This is a genomic window from Rhodopseudomonas pentothenatexigens, assembly GCF_900218015.1.
Lineage (GTDB): Bacteria > Pseudomonadota > Alphaproteobacteria > Rhizobiales > Xanthobacteraceae > Rhodopseudomonas > Rhodopseudomonas pentothenatexigens.
This window is the reverse complement of the sequence record NZ_UFQQ01000031.1, coordinates 1-22,588: the sequence shown is the minus strand read 5'-3', so window position 1 is coordinate 22,588 and position 22,588 is coordinate 1. Positions and strand designations below refer to the sequence as shown.

General features: G+C 62.8%; 4 protein-coding genes and 1 pseudogene. 3 read left to right on the top strand and 2 right to left on the bottom strand.

Features of this window, described 5'->3' with window-relative positions; genetic code table 11:
* Positions 1 to 34: 34 nt before the first annotated feature.
* Together DWA33_RS21520 and DWA33_RS21515 are read right to left on the bottom strand one after the other, a co-directional pair.
* Positions 35 to 5,857, bottom strand: a complete 5,823-nt coding sequence (locus DWA33_RS21520; RefSeq protein WP_147270280.1) for a hypothetical protein — start codon at positions 5,855 to 5,857, stop codon at positions 35 to 37.
* The gene (locus DWA33_RS21515) at positions 5,854 to 14,049 is read right to left on the bottom strand and encodes a hypothetical protein (protein WP_147270279.1); all 8,196 of its coding nucleotides are present in this window, start codon (positions 14,047 to 14,049) and stop codon (positions 5,854 to 5,856) included. Before DWA33_RS21515 ends, DWA33_RS21520 begins: the two co-directional genes overlap by 4 nt.
* A gap of 455 nt (positions 14,050 to 14,504) precedes the next feature.
* On the opposite strand from DWA33_RS21515, the gene DWA33_RS21510 reads away from it, so the two are divergent.
* The 3 genes and pseudogenes from DWA33_RS21510 to DWA33_RS21500 form a co-directional block, all read left to right on the top strand.
* Positions 14,505 to 16,334 carry a hypothetical protein gene (locus tag DWA33_RS21510; RefSeq protein WP_114360547.1) on the top strand — a complete coding sequence of 610 codons (1,830 nt, stop codon included), beginning with the start codon at positions 14,505 to 14,507 and terminating at the stop codon, positions 16,332 to 16,334.
* Positions 16,335 to 16,374: 40 nt separating this feature from the next.
* Positions 16,375 to 21,258 (top strand): cytochrome P450, encoded by a 4,884-nt coding sequence (locus tag DWA33_RS21505; RefSeq protein WP_114360546.1) that lies wholly within the window; start codon positions 16,375 to 16,377, stop codon positions 21,256 to 21,258.
* A 325-nt stretch (positions 21,259 to 21,583) separates the two neighbouring features.
* Positions 21,584 to 22,497: pseudogene (locus DWA33_RS21500) on the top strand (IS3 family transposase); the annotation flags it as partial.
* Positions 22,498 to 22,588 lie beyond the last annotated feature (91 nt).

The following is a 22,588-nucleotide window of genomic DNA, read 5'->3' as shown; positions in this document are numbered from 1 at the left end:
ACCTCTCCGTTCCCGAAGGCGGACTGATCGGTGTTTACGGCGACGACAGGTTTTCGTATTCGACGCGCGCGAGGAACCTCGGACCACTGCGGACGACGCCGGGCGGAGCCGGCTGGCCGGCGGCCACGATCGGCTCCAGCGCCAGTCTGTTCTGCTGGGCATTCGATGTCGGAGCCCGCCCGCCGTTCGTCACTCCGACCGGAGGCTCGAGCCCTCGCTGGGGCTCCGGCTTCGCCTTTTGCTCAGGCGCGGGCGGCGGCGGGGCGGCATCCTCGTCCTCTGTCGAGGCGTACTCATCGAGTTCTTCGACCACGACCGCGAGCCTGCTGGGGGCTTCGGGGCCGGTGGCGAGGGCGAAGGCGGCGCGCCAAGTGGCATCGCCGACGGCAGCGAAGTATGGCGCCGGCTTGGCGTCGCGCTCCACCAGACGAACCGCCGCCTTTCGGACGTTACCGTCGACCATAGGAGCGACAGTCTCGACAGCGTGCCCCGACGCCGACTTCGACAGTTCCAGCACTGAAATACGCATGAGCCCCTGCGTGCGGTTTCCGCGGAGACTGCCTGATGCCCTTTGCGCGGAATACCCCGAGACCTGCACTTCCAGGTTACGGCCTTCCTTCCACACCTGCAGGTCGCGTCTGGGATAGAGCTGCGCCCAGACTGTGACGGGCGCCGAGACCTGCACGCGAGGGTCGGCATTCGGTTGGAAGCGCACGAGTCCAAAACGCACGAAAGGTTCGACCATCCGATCCGGTTTCAGCTCGACGTCAACGAACCACTTCTCCGTCTCGACGTCGAAGCGCGGCACATAGGTCAGCAGTGCCGCCGTCATGGTTGGTTCGATGGCGGCAGCGTCGGCTCTCTCTCCGGATTTCTGCTCGCGCGGATCCCTCAGTGGGATGGCTACTTTCGGCACATAGACCGGAGAATCGCTGTCAAAATCACTCTCCGGCGTCCCGGATGCGGGGCCGCGACGCGCGGCCCCATCGGTCGCGGCCCCCGTACCCTTTGCGTCGCCGATCAGGCACTGCCATGTCAGGAACGGGCCGATGGGGCCGGCACTCTCCCGGATCGGATCGGCACCCCAGCGGGTCGTGAAGGCGCCGCCGGGCCCCAGATCCTCGTCGACAAAAGTCGCCAAATCCATCGCCGTCGATAGATCGGGTCGATTTTCGTAGAGCACATGCCGAGGGACCCTGCCGGCCTGCAGGTTTTCCGGATCTTGCGACACTTCGAGCAGGTGCGGAGGCCACAGCACCAGCCCGAGCCGCTCGCCCTCGCCGGAGGAGAACCATGGGCGATCCAGGAAAATTCTCACTTGTGATCGGCGCGCGAGACTCGAGATCCGTATCGGCTTCGGCGGTCCGGACTGTCCGATCACGTTCTTGCTGACGTCGGTCTCGCAATCGATCGTGTAGCTCGGCAGTGCCGCGTGCACCTTCGGCCTGGTCGGACGGACAGTTGCCGGAATCCAGATCGTTTGCAGTTGGTCGGAGCCCGGCTTCGGGGCAGTGTCTGCATGATCGCCGGACCGGATTGCGCCGCGAGGATCGATGCTCGTCACCTTGATCTTGTCGACCGCGTACGGGTCGGCCGGAAAGACCGATTCCGGCACCGGCGACTCCTTGGTTGGGACGACCTGCCGGAAGTAGGTGTCGAAACGACTGGCCGCGCGCAAATGCACTTCCATCTTGCGCGCCAACTGGCCAGCGATCGAATCGCCGGCCAGTGTCCGCAGCGCACCTCGCATCTTTTCGCGGTTGTTCGACTCCAGCGAAGCGATCTGCGCTTCGACAAGATCGACGGTTTCGAGGCCCGCCAGATACGACGACTCCTTACCCCGCTGCTGCAAATCCTCGATCTGGAGGATCGGCACGGTCTCTTTCGGCAGCCGAACCCTGCCCGCGCTGTCGACATCGAACCCGAAAAGATAGCGCGCCTTGCGGCTGATGAACTCCTTGGCGGCTCCGTCCTGTCGATGTTCTCCGTCCTTCGATGGTTCGACCGCGACGCGTTCCGGCCACTCGCCGGTCAGGCGTTGCTGGTTGGTCCGGCCGAGACGCGTATCGTCGATCGCCGATCGTTCCATCGAAATGCAGCGCGCGACCAGTTCGAGCTGTCGGCAGCCGTCCCGATCGAAGCGAACCTTGCCGGAGAAGACGATCCCATCGTCCCCTTCCTGCCCATGGGGAGGCGGAAGATTCTTTTCGGACGCGATCTGTTTCAGTTTTTCCAATCGGGCCGGCGTATCCGATTTGCATCGGTAGGCGCGAAGCCGCGAAACGGCGTCGTCGCCAGCGAATTTCGGCGCGCGCTGCGGTCGGTCGACTGCATGCAACAGCGACAACGTGCGAACACACGACAATTCCGGAAGCGGACGTCGCGAAATGAAACGGTACAAAATCTCGGCGGCCGCGGCGACGCCCACCGGATCAACAGTGATTCCAGAGTGGCCGACCCACGCGGCCTGCTGGCGGAGCTTGGCTTTTTCTCCAGCCGAGAAAGCGAATGGCTTTTCCTCCTTGCTCGTCAGATGCCGGTTGAGCGCCGCCAGAATGTCTTGGCCGGGCGCATTGCGGGACGCGGCGGCGATCACTGCAAGGGTCTCCGGCAGGTCGAAATATGCACGCAGCAGCGCCTCGGTCGGAATGTACCAGGCATCGAGTTCGACGGCTTCACCCGGCTTGAGAACGAGCGTCGCGACCCGCACCAAACACTTCGGACCGTCGCCTTTCATCTCGGCCGAGTCGCCGATGAATCTGTCTTCGTCCTTTCCTGCCCAAAAGTCTTCCTGCTTCGGTTCCCCCACGCGGAGGCCGGAGTCGGTGTGCCGCTCGACGACGAGCGCGACCGGTTTGACTTGCTCATACGGACTGCCCGACAGGTCGATGACGCGAGGGGCGCCTTCGAAATAACCGGTGCCGACCGGCTCGCCGGCGCGACGAACCGCCAGGACGAGCTGGCGCGCCATCGGGTCCGGATAAAATTGTTGTCGCTTTCGCTCCGCGACTCCGCTTCGCGCCTTGATGCGGAACACCGGCTCGCCTCCGAAGACGTCCGACGCGTCCGAAGAGTCTCGCCCGGTCCCTTCCGCCGGCGACACGATCGCGAAATGGCTTGGTGTCAACTGCTCCAATGGCTGGTCGCTGGCCGGAAACACCACCTTGCCGTCCTGGCGAACCGGAACACGGCCAAATTGCGGGAAACCAATTCTCGGCGGCTCCTTGCCTTCGGGCGCCCTCAAACCATTCTTCAACAACCGCTGCGTTGGAATCGGCTGGTCATAATCGATGTTCGCGAGCGCGCCGTCGGGATACTCCTTGTTGCGGATATCGTCGAAGACGCCGTGCCGCATCGCTTCGTCGAGCGAGACTTGCGGAGGCAAAAAAACGCGCCAAGTCTGTTCGGTCTTGCGGCGCTGTTCGATCACGCTGGTGCGCAGAATGCACGTGACGGCGGACTGCCGGCACATGAACGTGGTTTCCCCCGCGATCCCTTTGGGCAACAGCGCGATCGGAGGCAGAACGGCTTCCTGCCGGAGGAAGCGCCTCCAGCCGGCCCGCGGGGCACCGTCGCGACCGCTGGTCACCGGCATCGTCACGTCGCCGAGCGGCCCTCGAGCGTCGTAAACGGCAGCCGCCCGTTCCAGCGGCACCGCCACGCCGCCGACCCACACCGGTCTCATGCCGAACCGATACGCCCAGCCGTAGCGAAGCGGCCACGCCTTCCGCGTGGCTTCAGTCGCCGTGCTGGGAAGATCGAACAGCCGAGTGATCGCAATCTCCGTTCCGCGCTTGACCTCGATCTCCTCCCGCTTGCAAGTCAGCGACAGCGGGTCTCCCTCCCAGCCCGCGATACACTCTTCGACATGAACCATCTGCTGGCCTCCGGCCAGCAGTCGGCGGCGCGCGGTCGGCATCATCATCGCGGCGTCCAGATCACGACGCAGGTCGCTGCCGTATTTGAGACCGAGCGCGTCGAAACACTTCCCGAACAGATCCTTTTCGTCACGTTCCGGCCGCGGATCGCGATAATCGATCTCCCGGTCCATCAGGCTCCGCCATCTGTTCGCGCGATCGTCGGCCGAGCGAGCCATCACGTCGAGGCGATAGCCGATGGTGAGGTCGTCCGCATCCAGCAGGCGCAGCGGCGTTTTCACATCCGCGAACAGCCGCGCCGTCGTCATCTCCCCGATCACCGCCGCGCTGCGCCAGCGATCGACCAGGACCATGCCGCGACTGACGATCCCGGTCTCGATCTCGCGAGCAAAAGCTTTCCGCGCGCTCGCAACCTCGGTGGCCGTGCGAGCCGCGTTGTCGGCCACACTCTGCTGCTTTTGTGCCTCGCGCAGACCGGCTTCGGTGGCCAAAACCGGATCGATGTTGATGATCTCGTAGCGCGCGTGGTCGCCGCAAAACGGCCCTGCGGATTTGGTGGTGCGCTGCCCGAGATCCACAACGCCGCCGATCTGCGACACCGAGCCGCTGGCGCGAATTTTCTGGGTCGTGCAGCCTTCCAGCCGCAATTCGACTTCCTCCCGTGTGACCGGGTGAAACGCCAGGAATTGCTGATCGCTCTTGCGTCTGGTGAGTTTGGCGAGCGTGAACACGCACTTTGACACGCACTTTTCGACTCTTTTGGTATCGTCGCCGGCCGGAACCCGCGCTGCCAGCATCAGGAAGGCCGCCTCATTGCCATGGTCGTCGTCCCGCCACGCCTGCGCCAAGGTGGCCGGATCGATGTCGATGTCGACATCCACGCTGAAACGGAACACCCGTGCGAGCGCTGGATAAGACTTCACGAGCGTCATCAACACCCGCGCAAAATGGCCCGGATAGGTCGTCGTATCGATTTGGCAGCGATCTTGCAGCTTCTCGTTGTCCGCCTGCGCCAGCGCGCCGGGGGGGCGGTCCTTCGGAGCAGTCGTGGTATCGTCGGGCAGCATCGCGACCTGATGCAGTGCCCGTGCGCGCGCCAGCAGGCTTTCGTATTTGCCTTCGTCGAACAAATCCTCGCACGACGGTCCGCACGTTCCGACCGACCCGGGCGACAGCAAAGCGGCCGTCGCAGCGCTACGGCCGCTCGTTGTTAGATTTGCCTCTTTGCTGGCGGCGATCGATGCCGCTGCCTTGCGGCAGTCGCCCGCGTACTTTTCGGCGGCCTCCTCCAACCGCTTCCTTTCGTCCGACAGCCGACAGGCACGTTCCTTCTCGGCGGCGTCCTTGCCCGCGGAGCGATAGAATTTGTCCGGCCAAGGTGTCACCTTCGACGTCGACGCCGTATCGATGGTCGTCCGCACGCCGCCCTCAACAACCGTACGCGCCGCTCGGCGCGCGCGCGCCAACACATGAAGAATCGCGCTGTCCGCGCGCCCGGTCGGGAGGACGTTGGGGACCGATTTACCGTCGACCTGTCTGTGATACTTGTCGGCGCCGGCGCTGCTTTCATCGAACAGCTCGCCAAGTTCTTGCCAGAACCGGTCCTTGTCGGTCATGGCGTTCGCCATATGGTCGCAAACCGACCTCCACAGATCATCAATCGTCGCGCCAAGTTCATTGAGCGTTTGCGGCCGCGCCCTCGCCAACGCCACGGGGACGCATCGGCTCGGTGCCGCCGGCCTCCCTGGCAACGTGCGTGGGATCGGCTCCACGAAGTAGTGCAACGCGCTCGATTCGCTCGGGCCGCACAGCAACCCCTCGATGCCGCTCGGCCAGGATTCAAGATTGACGCCCGCTACGCCGTCCTCTCCCTTCGCGCGGGTCGGCATGAACGACACGGTGAGGCGAAGACGCTCGCTGCCTTCGACGAGTCCCGCCGCGACGACGCGCGTCGATGCATTGACCACTGTATCCGTCATTGAAACACCCATGCGGCTGGCTTGGAGCTTCGCGGCGTCACTTCGTCGAACCGCGCGAAATACGCTTGGTACTTTCCGAAATGCTCCGCCTTGCAGAACGTGAGACTGCTGAGCTTCGCCTGCGGCTCGGCCGATGCGAAGGCTTCTCGGTATTCGGAGCGATCAAGATCAATGACGTCCGCGAACCTGGTCGTATCCGGCGACAACGACGCCGTGTTCGCGTTCTTGCCGCCGCTCTCTCTCTTGAACACCGTCACGGAGAATTCGATATCCTTGATCCCGATAGAGAACGAGTACGTGAAGATGGCCTCCCCTTCGACGTTCGCCCCTGACTGCTGGAGGCGCACATTGAGTTGTGCGGAGACCGAGAAACAGGCAATCCGAGCCGACCCACCCGCATAGAACAAGCCGTAGAGATCGGTGTATCCCTCGATGGTGCGCACGAAGATTCCAACCGAAATCCGGCCCGATCCCGAGAGCGGGCCGAACGAAAATCCGCCGCCGCCGCCGAACTGGAACGATGCTTCGAAGCCGACGATGCCGTTCGGATTGGCAATCAGCCCGAAATGACCAGCACCTGCGTAAGGCGCCGCCGAAATCATGAATGGCGCTTCGGGACGGCTGATACTGACGACGAAGCGGGCGTCGCCCTTGTCGAACGGTAATTCCGCCGCGACGTTGAGCGACAGATTGTCGATGTACATGTTGCCGAGCGTAATGGGCGACAGCGCGAAGGCGTAGCCAGCAACGACGCCGATGTTGTTCCGGCCGGTGAGCAGACGCAGGAAGAAGCCGGTGCCGTCCTTCGGCGCACCGAGAATTTCCTGAAGCTCCTCTAGAAACTTGACCTGCGCACCAAGCTGCACGCGTTCCACGCGCATCGAAAAATCGAACGGCTTGCCGGATCCAGACGAAAAGCTGCACGGCGGAAAATGGATGGTGGCGACGTCGAAGGCGGGCAACAGCTTCAGCTTGAATCCGGGCACGAACCCTTCGGCATCGAAGGTCGAGTGCTTAGCGTTCAACAGATCGACCGTGCCGCTGGCACGCAGAACGAGCTTGCCAGGCAATCCCTTGGGGTGCGCGCGCGGCGGGTCGAAACTGACCAACTCTCCCACATCTCCCAAACCCAGATTGAAATCGTAGCTGCGCGAAATCCGGGCCGGGACCATCTTGCGTACCGCCTCGTCGATCTCGCGGCGAACCTGCTTGAGATCGACGAACTGGGAGATGTCGCCGCGCAAGACGGCGGTCAGAACCAACGACAGATTGCGCACCAAGAGGACGGGAGACGCCGTTTGCTTTTCAAACGCATCCGTGAACGCAAGGATTTTGGCCACGTACTCCTTGGTACTCAGGCCCGCCGGAGGTTTCGACAGCACCGCGAGATCGGCGACGTCGCGTGTGAGTTGATCTTGTGGAATGTCACCCGGCTTGGCGGTGTTGTCTCCCACCACGAACAGGCCCGCCAACGGCCTGCCGTCGGGACCCTTGAGCAACTTTGCAAGAATTGACAGGACGTCGTTGTCGACCGACAGCGACGTCTTCCAGTTGTTGGACCGGAAGGTGAGCAGGGGGTCGTAGATCTTTGCTTTGAGCTGCTCGAATATCGGCGCAGTCATTCCGGTGAACACGCGCGTCAATTGCGTGGACACCCCGTCTGCCGCACTGGTGATCTTCCCGACCAGCTCCAGGAGGGCGGCCTCGCGCCTCCGGAGGATCGCAGCGAGCCCCGAGCCAGGACTGCCGTCTCCCACGATGATCGCGCCGAGATCGGCGAGGCGTGGTCTCGCTGTCGCGAGGTCGCCTTGTCGCAGCGCTGCAATTCGCGTTCGAGCTTCGTCCAGTTCTTTAGCGAACTCCTCCAATTCCGATCGCGAGGTGCGCTTCAAGTCGGCGACGATCGCGCCGTGCGCGTCGGCCGGTGTTGCGGCGGGTTCCGGAATAGCGTCTCTCAGCTTCCGGATCGATTTGGCGACGGCTTCGTTGCTCTCGACGAACGACGTGTAGACGGTCTCGATCAATTCTTGGCACCATGTGTCCGCGATTGTCGTTGCAGTCTCTGAACCCACGTCGGCAGCGAGACGGCCCACGGCTTCCACCAGGTCGGCCTTGATCGCGAACAGTTCGCGCATCCGCGCGAACGCATAGATCTTCATTCCCGCGCTGGGAGTGGTACCGCCCGATGGCAATCTGCAGATGTTTCCGACGTCCTGATCGCCTCCCTCGCGGAAGCCGCGAAATCTGGTCATCAGGTCCTGGAATTCCGTCGTTCGCACCGAATCGATTTTGTCGGCAACTTGCTCAAACGCATTGACGAGGGCCGATAAACCAACGGCGGAATTTGCGGTGACGAACTCGCCGAATGCGCTCGTTGCCGTGTCGCATACTCCGGCAATGCGCTCCTCGAACGTCCGTTTTGCGAGCATCTTCGCTTGGGCCGCGAGAATTTCACCAAACATCCGGCTCAATCGTTCGACGATGTCTCCATCGAGCTTTCTGGATTCGCGCTCGAGCGCTGCCAGCTTCGGCAGGGTCTCGCTGATGTCCTTGTAGAGTGGTCCGCCGAAAGCGGCGATCATCTCGCGTGCTGGCTTGGCCCTCTTCGTTTCCATGGCGGACCGGTAAGCATTCAGGATGTTCTTCAGCGATCCATCGGCCGCTGCTGCAGCCGATCCGACTTCCTGGATCGCCTTGTCCGCCGCGTTCTGAAGCGCCATGTCCGGGTTGACAGGATTGTCGATCGCAATTCGTATGAATGTCTCGACGGCGCTGCGTGTGGCGCCGTCCAGGGCGCTCGCGACACTTTCCGGCATCGATCGTCGGGGCTCGGGTTCCGACGGAAGCAGGCTGTAGAAATCGTGGGGTGGCGGCAGCGTCACGAGCAACCGACCGAAGGGAGCCAGTTCGGCCTGATGAGTGGAGAAGAAGTTGCCTATCCCGCTGGCAACCTCGGTCTTGACCGCCATAACCGCCTGTCGAACCGTCTCGCCAATTCCATCGCTCAACTTGGAGAAGTCCCCCGACAGCTTGCGGAATCTGTCGCGGAAATCCTGCCGCAACGGAGCAATCGGATCTGCCAGCAAACGATTTACCGCATTGACGAACCTGCGGCCGCTGGCCTGCAGTTCGGTGACGGCCTGGATGGCACCGAGACCGGCCGCCGCCTTGGTCAGCCGCAACTTCAGCCGCAGGTCTTTCAGCGCCGAGGCGATGTCGGGATAGACCTTGTCCAGGTCGAGCTTGAGCAGTTCAGCGTTGGTCGGCGTCGCCTTTTGGACGCCCTCCTGCGCTCTTCGCCACATCAGGTCGAGGCGGTCGATCGCACGTTCGACGTCCGGAATGACGTTCTGCCGTAAGAACTCCAGCGTTTCCTCGGTGGCCGATTCGACTCGCTCCTTCAGTTCCGGTGCCGCTGCGCCCGATAGCTTCAAGAGATCTTTGAAGGAGATCAGCCCCAGTAGCTTCGCGTCGTCGCTGAAGAAGTCCTGAAGATCGAGCGACGGCGGCGGCCCCGCGTCGGCATCCGGTGAGACCGGAACGGCGGCCGCCGGAACGCCACTCGGCGGCTTTGGATCGCCGGCGAAAAGGCCCGTTCGACGGGAGAGATAGGTGACGTCCATAGCCGGCCGGGCAATGCCACCGGAGCGATCGCCGGAATCGCCCATGTCGATCGGCCATTTGCCGCTCTTCACCTTGAGATACTTGTCGGCGATGTTATTTCCGCCGAAGCCCAAGTTGACGTAGTCGGGGTCGAATTCCATGTCGACCGATCCGAGCGAACGGCCGACGAATCGTTCGGCCTGCCCGACACGAATGTTGGCCACGTCGACGAACGGATAGAACGGCGGTTGATCCGCCCCTTGCAGCAACGGATCGAAGGCGAAATACAGATTCGTCTGGTTCTCTTTGAAGAAGGCATTGCCGCCGGCGCGGCCTTCCGCCTTGAATTCCCACCGGTTGGTTTCGAATTCACATTCTCCGTCGGCGTTCTCTTCGGCGTAGCGGCGCTTGGCGCCGCCATGGTCGACGACCCGCAAGCCGGCCGGCCCGGCGTTGTAGTACGCCGTCAAAGCCTGGAGGAAGTCGGCCCTGTTCGCTGCGACGTTGTCGACGAAGACGAGCGGCATCCTCAGCGGGCTGGTCTTGCTGTCGATGACGTACTCGAACGCGATATTGCCCGACACTCCCGGTGTCGTGCGCGGCCAGAACGCCAGGCCCGGAAGTTTGTTGCCATCGGGAGCCTGAAAATCGATCCGGCCGCTCGGATGCTCCATCACCACTGGGTTTGTCGCCGACCAGGCTGATCCGGACCGGTTGTTCTCGGGATCGACGATGTCGGGCGTGACTGTGGTCAGCATCGACAACTGATTGACGGGAAATCGTCGTGACTTGTCCGGTTGGCCAAGCGCTGGGAAATTCTTTTCAGGATTGCCGATGCGGATGAATTTGCGTTGGATCAGAAATGCGGAGACGTGACCGGTCGCCGGATTGCGGACGAAACGACGCTCCGTTAGCTTGACCAGAGCCGCCCGCACACCGAGCGGAAACAGGAAGCCCTTGTAGACGACCTCGACCTCGATATCGCGGCCGAGCACTGTAATCTGTCGCCACCGTTCGACCGAGAACGCGTCGAACAGAGCGTCTCCATTCTTTTTCAATGCCGACGCCGGCGGCACGAAACCGGTATCGTGGCGCAGGCTACCGCCGAGCGCCGTCAGTCGGAGTTCCTCGATGTCGAGCGACTTTGGAATATAGATCCCGCTGAGATCTCGTTGGGTATTGCCGACCGTGTAGTACTTCAGGTCCCGGAGTTTGTAGGGATCCGGCGGCTCGAACTGGTGCGAATCCGCCAGCATGACACCGCCCTCGTCGCGGCGCCCCATCACCGGAAGGCCGTAGACCGAGGTCAGCGCCACGATTTCGTGACGGTCGTAAGCATCCAGCGACGTCCGGAAGTTCTCGTCGGCATCTGGGATCGTGAGCCATGGTGCCCGGGACCCTCGCTCGGGCGGTCGGGCGTATCCGAAGACTTCCGGCCTGAAGTCTGGCGACCAGATCGCCCGAACCACCGAGGGTGCCGCCGTGATGTTGAGCTCGGTTGACCACAGATGCGGGGTAACGGCCCAGTCCTTGTCGTCGCTGAGGACCCTGCAGTCGACCCACCGGCGGGTGCGAAACCGCGCAAACTGGTCGGGCGACAAGGTCAGACGGAACGGTAATTCAATTGCCGTCTCATCGTCCGACGGCGGCCGCAGCGACTCGCGGATATCCCTCAGCCGACCCTCGATCGATCGGCCGGGTTTGATACCCTTGTGCTTCAAGATGACGGCTGCGTCGCCTTCGGCGGCCCGGAAAGCCAGATGCGGAATTCGGCTTCCTACCGGCTTCTCGACGGTCTCGGCGCGCGAACAGACCGCCAGATCGAATTCGCCCCAATCGGTCAAGCCGTCGATGGAGTAGTCGATATGTCGCCGGGCACGTTTGCCGTCCACCGGGTCGGCGGTATCGAACCGGAAAACCAGCCGTGTCGCGCCGGACAGTCGGGCCTGCGTAATCGCCTCGAACTTTTCGCCTTTCGGCTCATCGATCGCGGATTGCACGAATGCGCGTAGTTTGGTCAGAAAATCCCTATCAGTGCCCTCGGCCCGAGCCGCGGCGCGAACGGGTTCGCGGCCACGATAGGTCGCCAGCGAAGCCTGAAGGCGAATAGGAATACCGGGCTTCTCAGCGAACTTGGCAGCGCAGGCGACCGTTTCCTTGTAGTCCCTGCTTCGCCTAATCTTCTCCTTGTGGATTTCGTTGTCGAGATTTGGTCCATTGCCGACAGGCTTGGGGTCCAGGCCGGAAGACGACGAGCCGCGCACAGTAGGCGTCGTCTTCGTGTCTCTGCTTGCATTCAGCCGGCGCTTGATGTCGTCGATGACCGCCTCCTCAAGCTCGACGTCAGGCAGTCGTGCGATCAAATTTTCGATTTCGATCGCCGGAGTAGTCGTGTTTTTTATGTAAGCGCGCCAGATCTCGAGCGTCACGGCTCTGACATCGGGGTCCATCGCCAGTGGATTCGGGCCGAGATATACGTCGCGTTGCTCCGCGGGCAGCCGATCCCACCGATCCCTCAACGTATTGAGAGTAGCGCCGTCGAGGCCGAGCCGTTCATCCCAAATTGAAGGGTTGGCCAGCAGAGCACGGATGGCGTCGTACTCCTCTTTCAACTTATCACTGCTCTTCACCCCCTCCTGATCATCACGCAGCTTCCGGCGAACCTCGAGAGAGACGTCCATGCCGGCATTTCGCCATTCCAACAGCCTCTTGGTGAAACACAGCGGATCGGTTTCGCTCATCGGCGCATCCGGCAACGCGATTCCGTCGTTGATCTGCCGGGAGTACGCTCTTTCGGCTACATGCTGTGGTGGAAAATTGACGATCAGCAACGGGCGGTCATCAAGGCGCCGCGCCGTTTCGCGAGCTGCCGCCGCTGCGTATCCCTGGCCGGCGCCGGACAGCCGCAGGTTGGGAACGATCCGCGCGCCATCCTTGCCGATCTCGAGCGCCATTCGTGCGAACTGAAATTCCAACGCCAGATTGTCGGACGATCGCCGCACCGCAAGCTTGGCTCCGTCGAGCGCCACCGCCGCACTCACAGGTAAGTTCTGGTCGAGCGCCGGCAGCGGAGCCGGTGCCTCGCAGATGGTGACGACACCACGCGCAGCCGGCGCTTCGGATTTCGACGCGGACTTCACCGGCAGCCTGAAGGCCACTTCGCTGCCGGCGAGGTCGAGCCGGCTCCAGACCATATTCTTGTCCGAGTGGGACGCCCCGAACGAACCGTCTGCCAGGGGAATCGCAATGTGCAGCAGTCGGGCGCGCGCGTCGAACTCTTCGATGATATCGTCACGTGCCTTGAGGACGAGTTGGGTCAATCCCTTTTCCGAGGCCAGCAGCGCCTCGCGACTCGCCACGGAAGCGCCCCTGCCCTCGGCATCTTTCCTCGTCTTGGGCGGCGACGGATCGCCTTCGATGGTCAGCGGTCCATACGCACTCGACAACTGGAATGGCTTGTCCTGGATTCGACCGCCGATCTTCTCGTAGATCTCTTCACGCGTTCCGTTCCATATCCGATGGCGGATCGCGATCGCCTCCGACAGGTAGAACGTGCTCCCAGGAACGGAACGATCGCTGCCTACCAGGGTAACCGCCAAGGGAGCTCTGAGGATGGCCGCACTTTCGCGCGCCGGCCCCCACTGCCGCACCGAAAAGCGCTCGAACGCTCCATCCAGCGCCACTTTCGCCGCTGCGCCCGCAGCCAACTTTCCGACCCAATAGGGATTGTTGTCGGTCTCAGGCGCCCATTTCAGATCGGCCGCCCTCGCACCTCCGAGATAGACCAGCGAACGAGGCCAAGGCCGCGAATGATTGAGTGCATCCCGGTGCCGCACGCCTTGGACCGATGCCCCGTCCCCCTCGTCAGGTTCGACGACGCCGATGTCGAGGCTATTGATCCGCAGCCGCCCGTCGAATGCCCATAGTCCGAACGCCGCAAGCGGTCGCAACGCATAGGCGAACCGAATCTCCGGCCGCAACGGCGGCCGCTGGCCGTCCGGCACGTGTATCTGCACCTTGATACTGAATTCCGCGCCGCTGCTCCGATCGAATTCGACTGCGGGGCCGAAGAACGCCCGTACGACTTGGCCAGCCTGCACATTCGACAGCCGAAACTTCAGCGATGCTTTGCCGGCTATGAAGTCGCCGAAGTCCGCTTCCGCCCTTGCACCTGCTTCGTTCGACCTACCGAACTGCCCCACGACGAGCCACGAATCGTTCTTTCGGGACCAGCCGATCCCGAAAGAAAACGTTCCGGTGTCGGAGAAGCTAACCTTGTTGAAGACAAAGGCCGAGACCGCTGCGTTCTGACCGAACGTGAACTCCGTGGACGCCGTGGGCCCGAGTACTTCGGGAAAGATGGCGACGGAACCATAGGGAAGGTAGTCGATCTCGACACCGAACACCCTCGGGTCCCGCGACCATCGCGCTGGCCGGACGATCGGGCCGTCGCTTTCCGCCGACGCGCTCTCCGTCGCCAGCATCGATGCCGCCGACAGCCCAACGACAATTTCGCGGCGCGTCAGAGCAACCCCTGTCGACGTGGCTTCGGCCTGCGCTTCTTGCCCCTCGTCCCGAAAATCGTCCACCGGAGCGTCCTTTCGCTGACAAACCACAACGCTCGGACGGCTTTCGGCACTTAGCCGGACGGAGAACCAACTCCGCTGACCATCGCTTCGCGTAGCAACAGTCAGCCAATCACCGGCTCGTCAGACGAGCGTGAAATCGTTGTGAATCTGCCGTGAAAACCGACGGCGCTTCACGGTCCTGACCAACGCTGATGGCTCGGCAGACCTTTGCAGTGCAAAGATCACGGCGAGCGCGGCGGCCGGCCGGAGCCGACGCTACGCCGCCCCATCTCGCCAGACCGCTTCGAGCACGGCACCTCGAAAGCTCGTTCCGCGCAGCGAAACAGGCCGCCGACCCGGCTGGACGAGCGAAAACAGCTTGCGACGAATTCAACTACCGCTCTATGCTACCTACATTTCGCCATTTGATTGACATCGCTCGGCCGAGCGACCGTTACCACCATTGGACTCGCGGAATGACCCACGCGAACATCGTCGATGCGATGCCGTATCAGCGGAACGATCGTGCGAATCCCGTGCGCCATTCTCTCAGCCTGCTCGGACCGGTGCGTTTGCAGTGCGCCGGAGTGGATTGCACGCCCAAGGGACGACGAGCGCGGGCGATCCTGGCGATGCTCGCCGTCGCGCCGCACGGCATGCGTGGACGACGCTGGCTGCAATCGCGATTGTGGAGCGAGCGCGGCGACAAGGAAGGCTCGGCGAGTTTGCGCCAGTGTCTCAGCGAACTTCGGCGGTCACTCGGAGCGCACAGGGCGCTGATCTCTTTCGACAAGCAGAGCCTGACACTTGATATCAACAACATCGATATCGACACCCGCCGACTCGAGCAGCACGGCACCGAGGATTTCGATCTTACAACCAACCTGCCCGACTTTCTCGAAGACCTCGACATCGCAGACCCCGAATTCGATGACTGGCTTCGAGATCAACGACGGTATTGGGAAGAACGATTGCGCGAGGCGGCGTTGCGCAGGCATTCCGGCCGCGTCGACTCTCCGTCCGCCCTGTCCAATGCCACATCGTCCAATTCCACGTTGCCAGGCTTCGCCGTCCGCGACGGAGCCGGCGCCGTCGGTCGGATAGGCGGCTTCATCGGAACGCCGGTTGTCGCGGTGCTTCCGCCGAACGATACCGCAAGTGATCCGAGCCTGTGCTACCTCATCGAAGGCGTGACACAGGAATTGATCGACCAGCTGTCGCGCATCCGCTGGCTGGCGACGATCTCCCGAAGCTCCTGCTACGCGGCCCTGACGCTCACGTCGGGCGCCGCGGAATTTGGCGCCAAGCTCGGCGCGCACTATGTGGTTCAACTCCGGATCCCGAAAGCCGACGCATCGATGCGCATCAACATCGAGTTGACGCAGACCGACGGAAATCTGCTGGTCTGGGGCCGCTCGTTCGAGATCGTCGGCTCTCTCACCGAGACCATGTTGACGGGCATCGCGGAGGAGATCGCGGGGAACCTCGGGGGCAACATCTCAAGGACCGAGCAACATCGCGCGCGCCGACTGCCGGACGAGGTATCCAGGATGAACGATCTCGTGTGGCGGGGCCGCTGGCACATGAACCGCCTCAGCCGCCACGATGCCGAAAGGGCAGAATTCTACTTCCATCAGGCGCTGCAGATCGAACCCGGCAATGTCGAAGCGCGCGTACATTTCGCCTGGTGCACGCTGTGGCGCGCCTGGGCGATGCGGAGCGAGGCGCCCGCGATCCGCGCGGCAAGCTCGCTGGGCCGCCAGATCATCGAGCTCGACCCGACCGATGCGCGGGGATACTGGGTCACCGGGACCGCCGAGGCATGGTTGCGTCAATCGGAAGAGTCGGATTGCCTCATCCGTCGCGCCATCCATCTATGTCCGAGTCTGTCGCTCGCCCATGCGCAGCTCGGCAGCAACGCGATCCTGCGTGGTGAGCCGGAGCGCTCGCTGCCGTCGCTCGCGCTGGCGATCAAGCTCAGCCCTCACGATCAGCAGATGTTCTTCTTCCTTGGTGAACAGGCAATGGCGCACTGGTTGCTCGGCAATTTCGAGGACGCATTGGACCTTGCCACCCAGTCCACCATGCGGCGGCCGTCTTACTGGTACGCCCTCATGATCAAGTACCTGTCGCTCAAATCGCTGAACCGTCGTGCACTCGCCGACGAAGCGCGGGAGGATCTGCGCAGAGCCCGTCCGCAGCTTCGCGCCGACGACATCAACTGGCTCCCCTACATCGACCCCGCGCTCAACGCTTACTTCGTCGCGCAATTGGGATTGGATCAAGACACGACAATGCACGCCTGAAATTTGGTGGCCCGCTCGGACCGATACACCAGGAGATCGTATGGATACGAAGTACGACAATTCCTTCGCGAGGATCCTCTCCTACCCCGAGCGCTCCAACATCACTCAACGCGATTTCGGCCTCGACCGGATTCCACCGACCGGCTGGTTCGGCAAGCTCGCGGCCCGGTGGACCAAAGCCGCCTTGCGATACCTGCTTCTACCGCTGTTCCGTCGCATCCCTCCGATCATCAAGTTTCGCGGAATTCACTGGGTGGTCCGCTACGACGACGTTGAGGCGGTGTTGCGAGACCCCGATGCTTTTAACGTGCCGTTCGGCCTCGAAATGACGCTGCTCGCCGGGGGCACCAACTTCGCGCTCGGCGACGACGGCGAACTCCATGCCCGCCAACGGGCCGTAATGAAACAGATTTGGGCGACGATCGATCTCGACAGCGACGTCCGCGAACCAGCCCGGCAGATCGCAGGGTGGCTGCTCGCCGATGCAGGCGGCGAGATCGACGCCATCAAGGACCTGTTCACCCGCGTCGCGACCGAAACCTGTCTTAAGCTGTACGGCCTGACCGCCGAGAACGCGGACGAATTCGCCGAATTTGCAATGTCGACGACCGCATTGCTGTTCGCGGACCCAAGCGGCGAAAGCGAGGTGCGGATTCAGGCGATGTATGGAGCCGAACGGCTGCGCGACATCATCGACCGCAATTACGACCGTCTGTTCGGCGCTCCCGACAACTCCATCCTGGGCCGGCTGATCGCCATCGCCAAATCCGAGCCCGAGCAGATCGGCGGAGTGAAAGCGGATTCGGCGGCGCGACGCGGAGAAATCCGGGCCCTGCTGTTCGGACTGATCACCGGATTCGTCCCCACCAACACCATGTCGGCCGGGCACATCCTGGAAGAACTGACGTTTCGCCCCTCCGTCTTTGGCGATGCGGTTCGCTTGTCGCGCGAGGCCGAGGCCGCGCGGAGAAGCGCGGGACCGCAATCGGCCGACTATCTGGCCAAGCGCGATGCGCTTCAGGCGCTATTGTTCGAAGCGGCCCGGTTCAATCCGGCATTGTTTCCCGGCCAGTTTCGCGTTCGCACCGGCCGCCCCCTGAATAGTGGCGGCGGAGGACGACTGTCCGGCATCCCGCCGGGCGAGACGGTGATCGCGGCGACCGCGTCGGCGCTGATGGATGCTGCGAAATTTCCGCGGCCTTACGATTTCGACCCCGGGCGCTTCGCCGGCAGGCCGGCACCACGCAACCTGATGTTCGGCATCGGCGAACACGACTGCATCGGCGAAGAGCTCGCCAAGGCGATTATCGTCGAGCTGTTCCAGGTCCTGTTGGCGCAGAACAACATTCGGTTCGCGTCGAAGTCGCCCAGGCTGATGCGCGCCGGCCCGTTCCCGCGCCACATGCTGCTGCGCTACGATCCCGACACCGGGCAACGCCGGCAATCGATGATCTGTTGTGCGGTGCCGTTGGCGGCCAACGCGCCGATCGACGAGGTGCGAGCCCTGCTACGATCGTTCGGCCACCCGAAACGGCCGCGTGCCACCCAGGCCGATGCGACCCGCGCGGCGAGTATCGATCGGGCGTTCCGGGAAACCGGGATCGTGCATTTCGCCAGCATCAACGTCATCGATCTCGGCACAGCGACCGAACCACGACATCATCTCCTGGTGGAGCTCAATGTCGATGGCGCCGAGGAGGCCGCCCTTTCGAAAATCGTTCAAAAAGTCGGCGACCAGGTGTTTCAGCCGCTGATGAAGTATGTCGATGCCGGCCAGCCGCCGATGCCGGCGGAGGCCCTGCTGAAGCGGCGTCGGATCAAGTTGCATACGTGGCCCTGGGGCGCGATCGGCGTGAATTTTCCCGGGACCGCAGACTTCTCGGTGGCGCAAATCGCGGACGAAGACGGATTGTATGACGAGGTCAAGTCGATCGTCGATAGCGCCCGGACCGGACGCAACATCCCAAACGCGCGTGCGGCCATCGACGGCGACGGCGGGCGCTACGTGTTGCGCGAGGCGCGCCGCCAGCTGGCCGGAACGAGGTTCGCACCGCTGCTGGTCAGGCCATCCGCCCGCCTGCCCGCCTTCTCGAAATGGACGGATTTCAGCTTCGAGGAATTCGTCGCACGCGCCGTGACCACGCCGAACCTAGTTGCCCTCTACGCCGCCTTCATCGTCGCCACGGTGCTCGTTCCGCTGTTTGGCTGGTGGCTTTTCGCCGCGACGATTCCCGTCACCTACGTCGTGTTCTGGATGACGCCCGCGCTGGGTCTCGTCACCCTGGCAATCGCCTTTCTGTACTGGCTTCGGCACCGCGAGGCCATCGAGCGCCCCGAGGATCTGCCGCCTGCCCATGACCACATGCGCCGACTGCTCGCAACGGAAGACATCCCCGGTTACGTGCAGAACCACCTGACTTCGGTGACCGAGTTGAAGTCGGGGCCGTTCCGCAAACTGACGATGGCGCTGTCGCTCCAAATCATCAAGCAGATGGTCCGGATCTGGTTCAGGCCCGGATTCGTCACCGATTTTGCCACCATCCACTATGCCAAATGGTTTCGCGTCCCAGGAACGCAGAAGCTGATCTTCCAAAGCAACTACGACGGAAGCTGGGAAAGCTATCTCGAAGACTTTATCACCAAGGTTCATGGGGGCCAAACCGCTGCTTGGAACAATGGCGTCGGCTTTCCGCGCACCAACTGGTTCTACTTCGACGGCGCCCGCGACGGCGACCGGTTCAAGAGATGGGTGCGCCGGCAGCAGGTCGAGACGCTGTTCTGGTACAGCCGCTTCCCGCATTTGACCACCGAGCAGATCCGCGCCAATGCTTTGGTGCGCGAGGGCTTGGCAAGGGCCAGAACGAGCGCCGAAGCGCAGGCGTGGGAAGATCTCATCCATTCCCCGCCACGCCCGCGGGACACGATCCAGTCGGAGCAAGTCCAGTCGATCCTGTTCGGCGGACTCGGCAGGCTGGGTCAGGCACGAGGCCATCTGGTCAAATTCGGCGACCCCGAGCTGGCCAGGGGTTGGATCCGTACGATCGCAGAGACCTCCTACAATGCCGAAACCATCAGTGTGCGGCCGGACGGCCCGGCACTCGCGCTGGGCGACTACAGTCCCGACGAAGACGCCGTCTTCATCGCCTTCACTGCTGCCGGTCTTAGGACGCTCGGCTTTCCCGAAGGAAATCAACTCGAGGGCTTCGGTACCCTGCCGCTGCCGTTTGTCGACGGCATGGCGAAGCGCAGCAACATCCTGGGTGATGTCGGCGCCAACGCGCCCGACCATTGGCAATGGAGCGACGCGCCTGACGACGCCAAGGTTTGCCACGCCATCGTCCTACACTACGGCTCCGTCCAGTCCGATGCACAGAGAGCCGCATTCGAGAAGCAGGACGAGGAATTATTGACGATGCTCGCCGCCGCGGGCATGACCGCGCAAACCATCAAGATGTCGATGTCGCGCAAGCGGGGCGATCATCGCGAACCGTTCGGCTTCGTCGACAGTGTCTCACAGCCCGTGATGCGCGGCACGCGCCAGTTCGGCAAGGGCGATTTCGCTCCGGACGACGTGGTGGCCCCCGGCGAATTCCTCCTCGGCTACAAGGATACGCGCGGCTACTATCCACCCAGTCCGACGGTCAGCCAGACCCGCGACGACTACAACGACCTGCCGCCGCTGCAAGACGCGATTCCGGATCGATTTCCCGAGTTCAACAATAGCGGCCTGTCGGAACTGCGCGATTTCGGCCGCAACGGAAGTTTCTTGGTAATCCGGCAACTCGAGCAGGATGTCGATGCCTTCAACGGCTATGTGCGGCTACAGGCGGAAAAGCTGGTCAGCAACCGCTATTTCTCCACGTCGCTGAGAGTCCGCAATCCGGGCATTCCCGACCATCTGTTCGCAGCCGATCATCTACACGCCGAGATCAGCGGCAAGATCGGTACCTCGGCGGACAGCCACGGCTCGACGGACATGAACGTCACGATGAACGACCTGACGGACGTCGGCGGCCTCACGGTCAATCCGGCTCAGCGATCTTCGTCGGCGTACGACGTCCGCTTGGCCGAAGAACTGATCGCTGCGAAGCTCATGGGGCGCTGGCGCGACGGCAGCTCGCTGGTGCGCAATCCCATGATGTCCCGGAGCCAGCAAAACAAATACGTGTTTTTCGCCGAGCTTCGGAAGCGGATCATGATGGAGCGTAGGATCCTGGATGACCCCGACGCGGAAGGCCGCGCTTTGACTTTCGATGAATTGGTGCCGAGCGGCGACGGCTTGATGAGCGTGATCTGGGACGCACAAAGCGACGAACTGATCAGGCAAGTGATCCGGAATGTGCGCAAGGCTCTTCCATCGATCGAAGTTCCGCTCGAGCTGCTGGCCCCGGTGAAGCCGGACAATGATTTCAGGCATGGCACGGACGACCCTCAGGGGCTCGCCTGCCCGATCGTGTCCCACGTGCGCAAATCCAATCCCCGCGACAGTTTCCGGCCTGGTAGCCCGCTTCAGCTGGAGATCAACAATCGCCATCGGATCCTGCGCCGGGGACGAACCTATCAATCCGCGAACGGCGAGGACGCCGGGACGTTCTTCATGTGCTTCAATGCGAACATCGAAAGGCAGTTCGAGTTCATCCAGCAGACCTGGTCCAATTCGCGAACGTTCTCCGGTTTGCGCAACTGTCCGGACCCGATCATTTCGGCCAAGACCGATCATGACCGTTTCATCCTGCCGACGTCCGACCTAGTGTTCTCGCTTCCACTTGATGCACGCCCGCAGCAGGACTCGGGACACGCAAAGGTCCACGCCGACTTCGTGAAGGTCGTCGGCGGCGGCTATTTCTTCCTTCCGAGCTTGCAAGCACTGCGCTTCATCGCCCGACCGGTGCGGACGAACCACGCGTGTGACAACTTCCAATGACACCCTACGGTGTGAGGAGGTCTGGCAGCGGCCGGGACGGCGTGGTTCGAAGGACTCGGATCTGCTGCGCCGGCTGTCTCACCTGCCCCTCCCCAGCCCTGGAGGCGTCCGGAAGCGAGCCGGAGCTGCCGTTAGGATTCCCGGACTGTACGCGCATCTCAGCTGCGTGCCAGTGCTCAACAGCAACGGCGCCTTCTACAAGGAGTCGAGTCGGGCGCCCTCACTTGGGTCCACCTCCCCGCTTTGGTCTACGATCACAAGCGATGAGCTGCTGCCGGTTTGATGGACACCGAGATTGGGTGTTTCATGAAGCTGGAGGTGTGTCATGCAGCGACGGAAGTTCAGTCGGGAGTTCAAGGTCGAGGCGGTCAGGCTGGTGAAGGAGCGCGGGGTCTCGGTGGCGCAGGCCGCGGTCGACCTCGATGTTCACGAGAATGTCCTGCGCAAATGGGTGAAGCAGTTCGGCGTCGACCCGGTGCAGGCGTTTCCCGGTCACGGCCATATGAAGCCTGAGCAGCAGGAGATCGTGCGGCTGAGGCGTGAGGTCGCGAAGCTGAAGGCGGAGCGCGACATCCTAAAAAAGGCCGCAGCCTTCTTCGCGAAGGAAGCGATATGAAGTTCGTCTTCATCGCGAAGCACCGGACGATCTGGCCGGTGGCATGGCTGTGCGATGCACTCGGGGTGTCGCGGTCGGGCTTTCATGCCTGGCTGACCCGCGCTCCGAGTGCCAGATCCCGCAGCGACGCAATCGTCGGCGGGCGGGTCAGAGCGAGCTTTCTCGCCAGCGACCGAACCTATGGCGTCCGTCGGGTCTGGCGCGACCTCCTGGCTGAGGGGATCGATTGTGGCCTGCACCGGATCGAGCGGTTGATGCGATCTCAGGCGCTGCGGGCCCGGCCGCGCCGGCGACGGCTGCCGAAGGACGATGGCGATCGTCCGGCGACGATCGCGCCTTCGAACCTCCTGGATCGGCAGTTCGAAGCGGTTAGGCCGAACCAGAAGTGGATCGCCGACTTCACCTACATCTGGACCGCCGAGGGCTGGCTGTACGTCGCGGCGGTGATCGACCTGTTCTCCCGGCGGGTGGTCGGCTGGTCGATGAGCGCATCGATGACGGCGCAACTGGTCGCCGATGCTCTGCTGATGGCGGTGTGGCGCCGCGGCAAGCCGAACGCCCTGTTGCACCATTCCGATCAGGGCAGCCAATACCGAAGCGAGCCGTTCCAGCGGCTGATTGTGAATCGGCGTGGAATAAGGACCCCGTTTTCGGGGTGATCGGCGTCCAATCGGGACCCCTGGGACAGAGGGGCCACATTGGCTTCCATGTTCA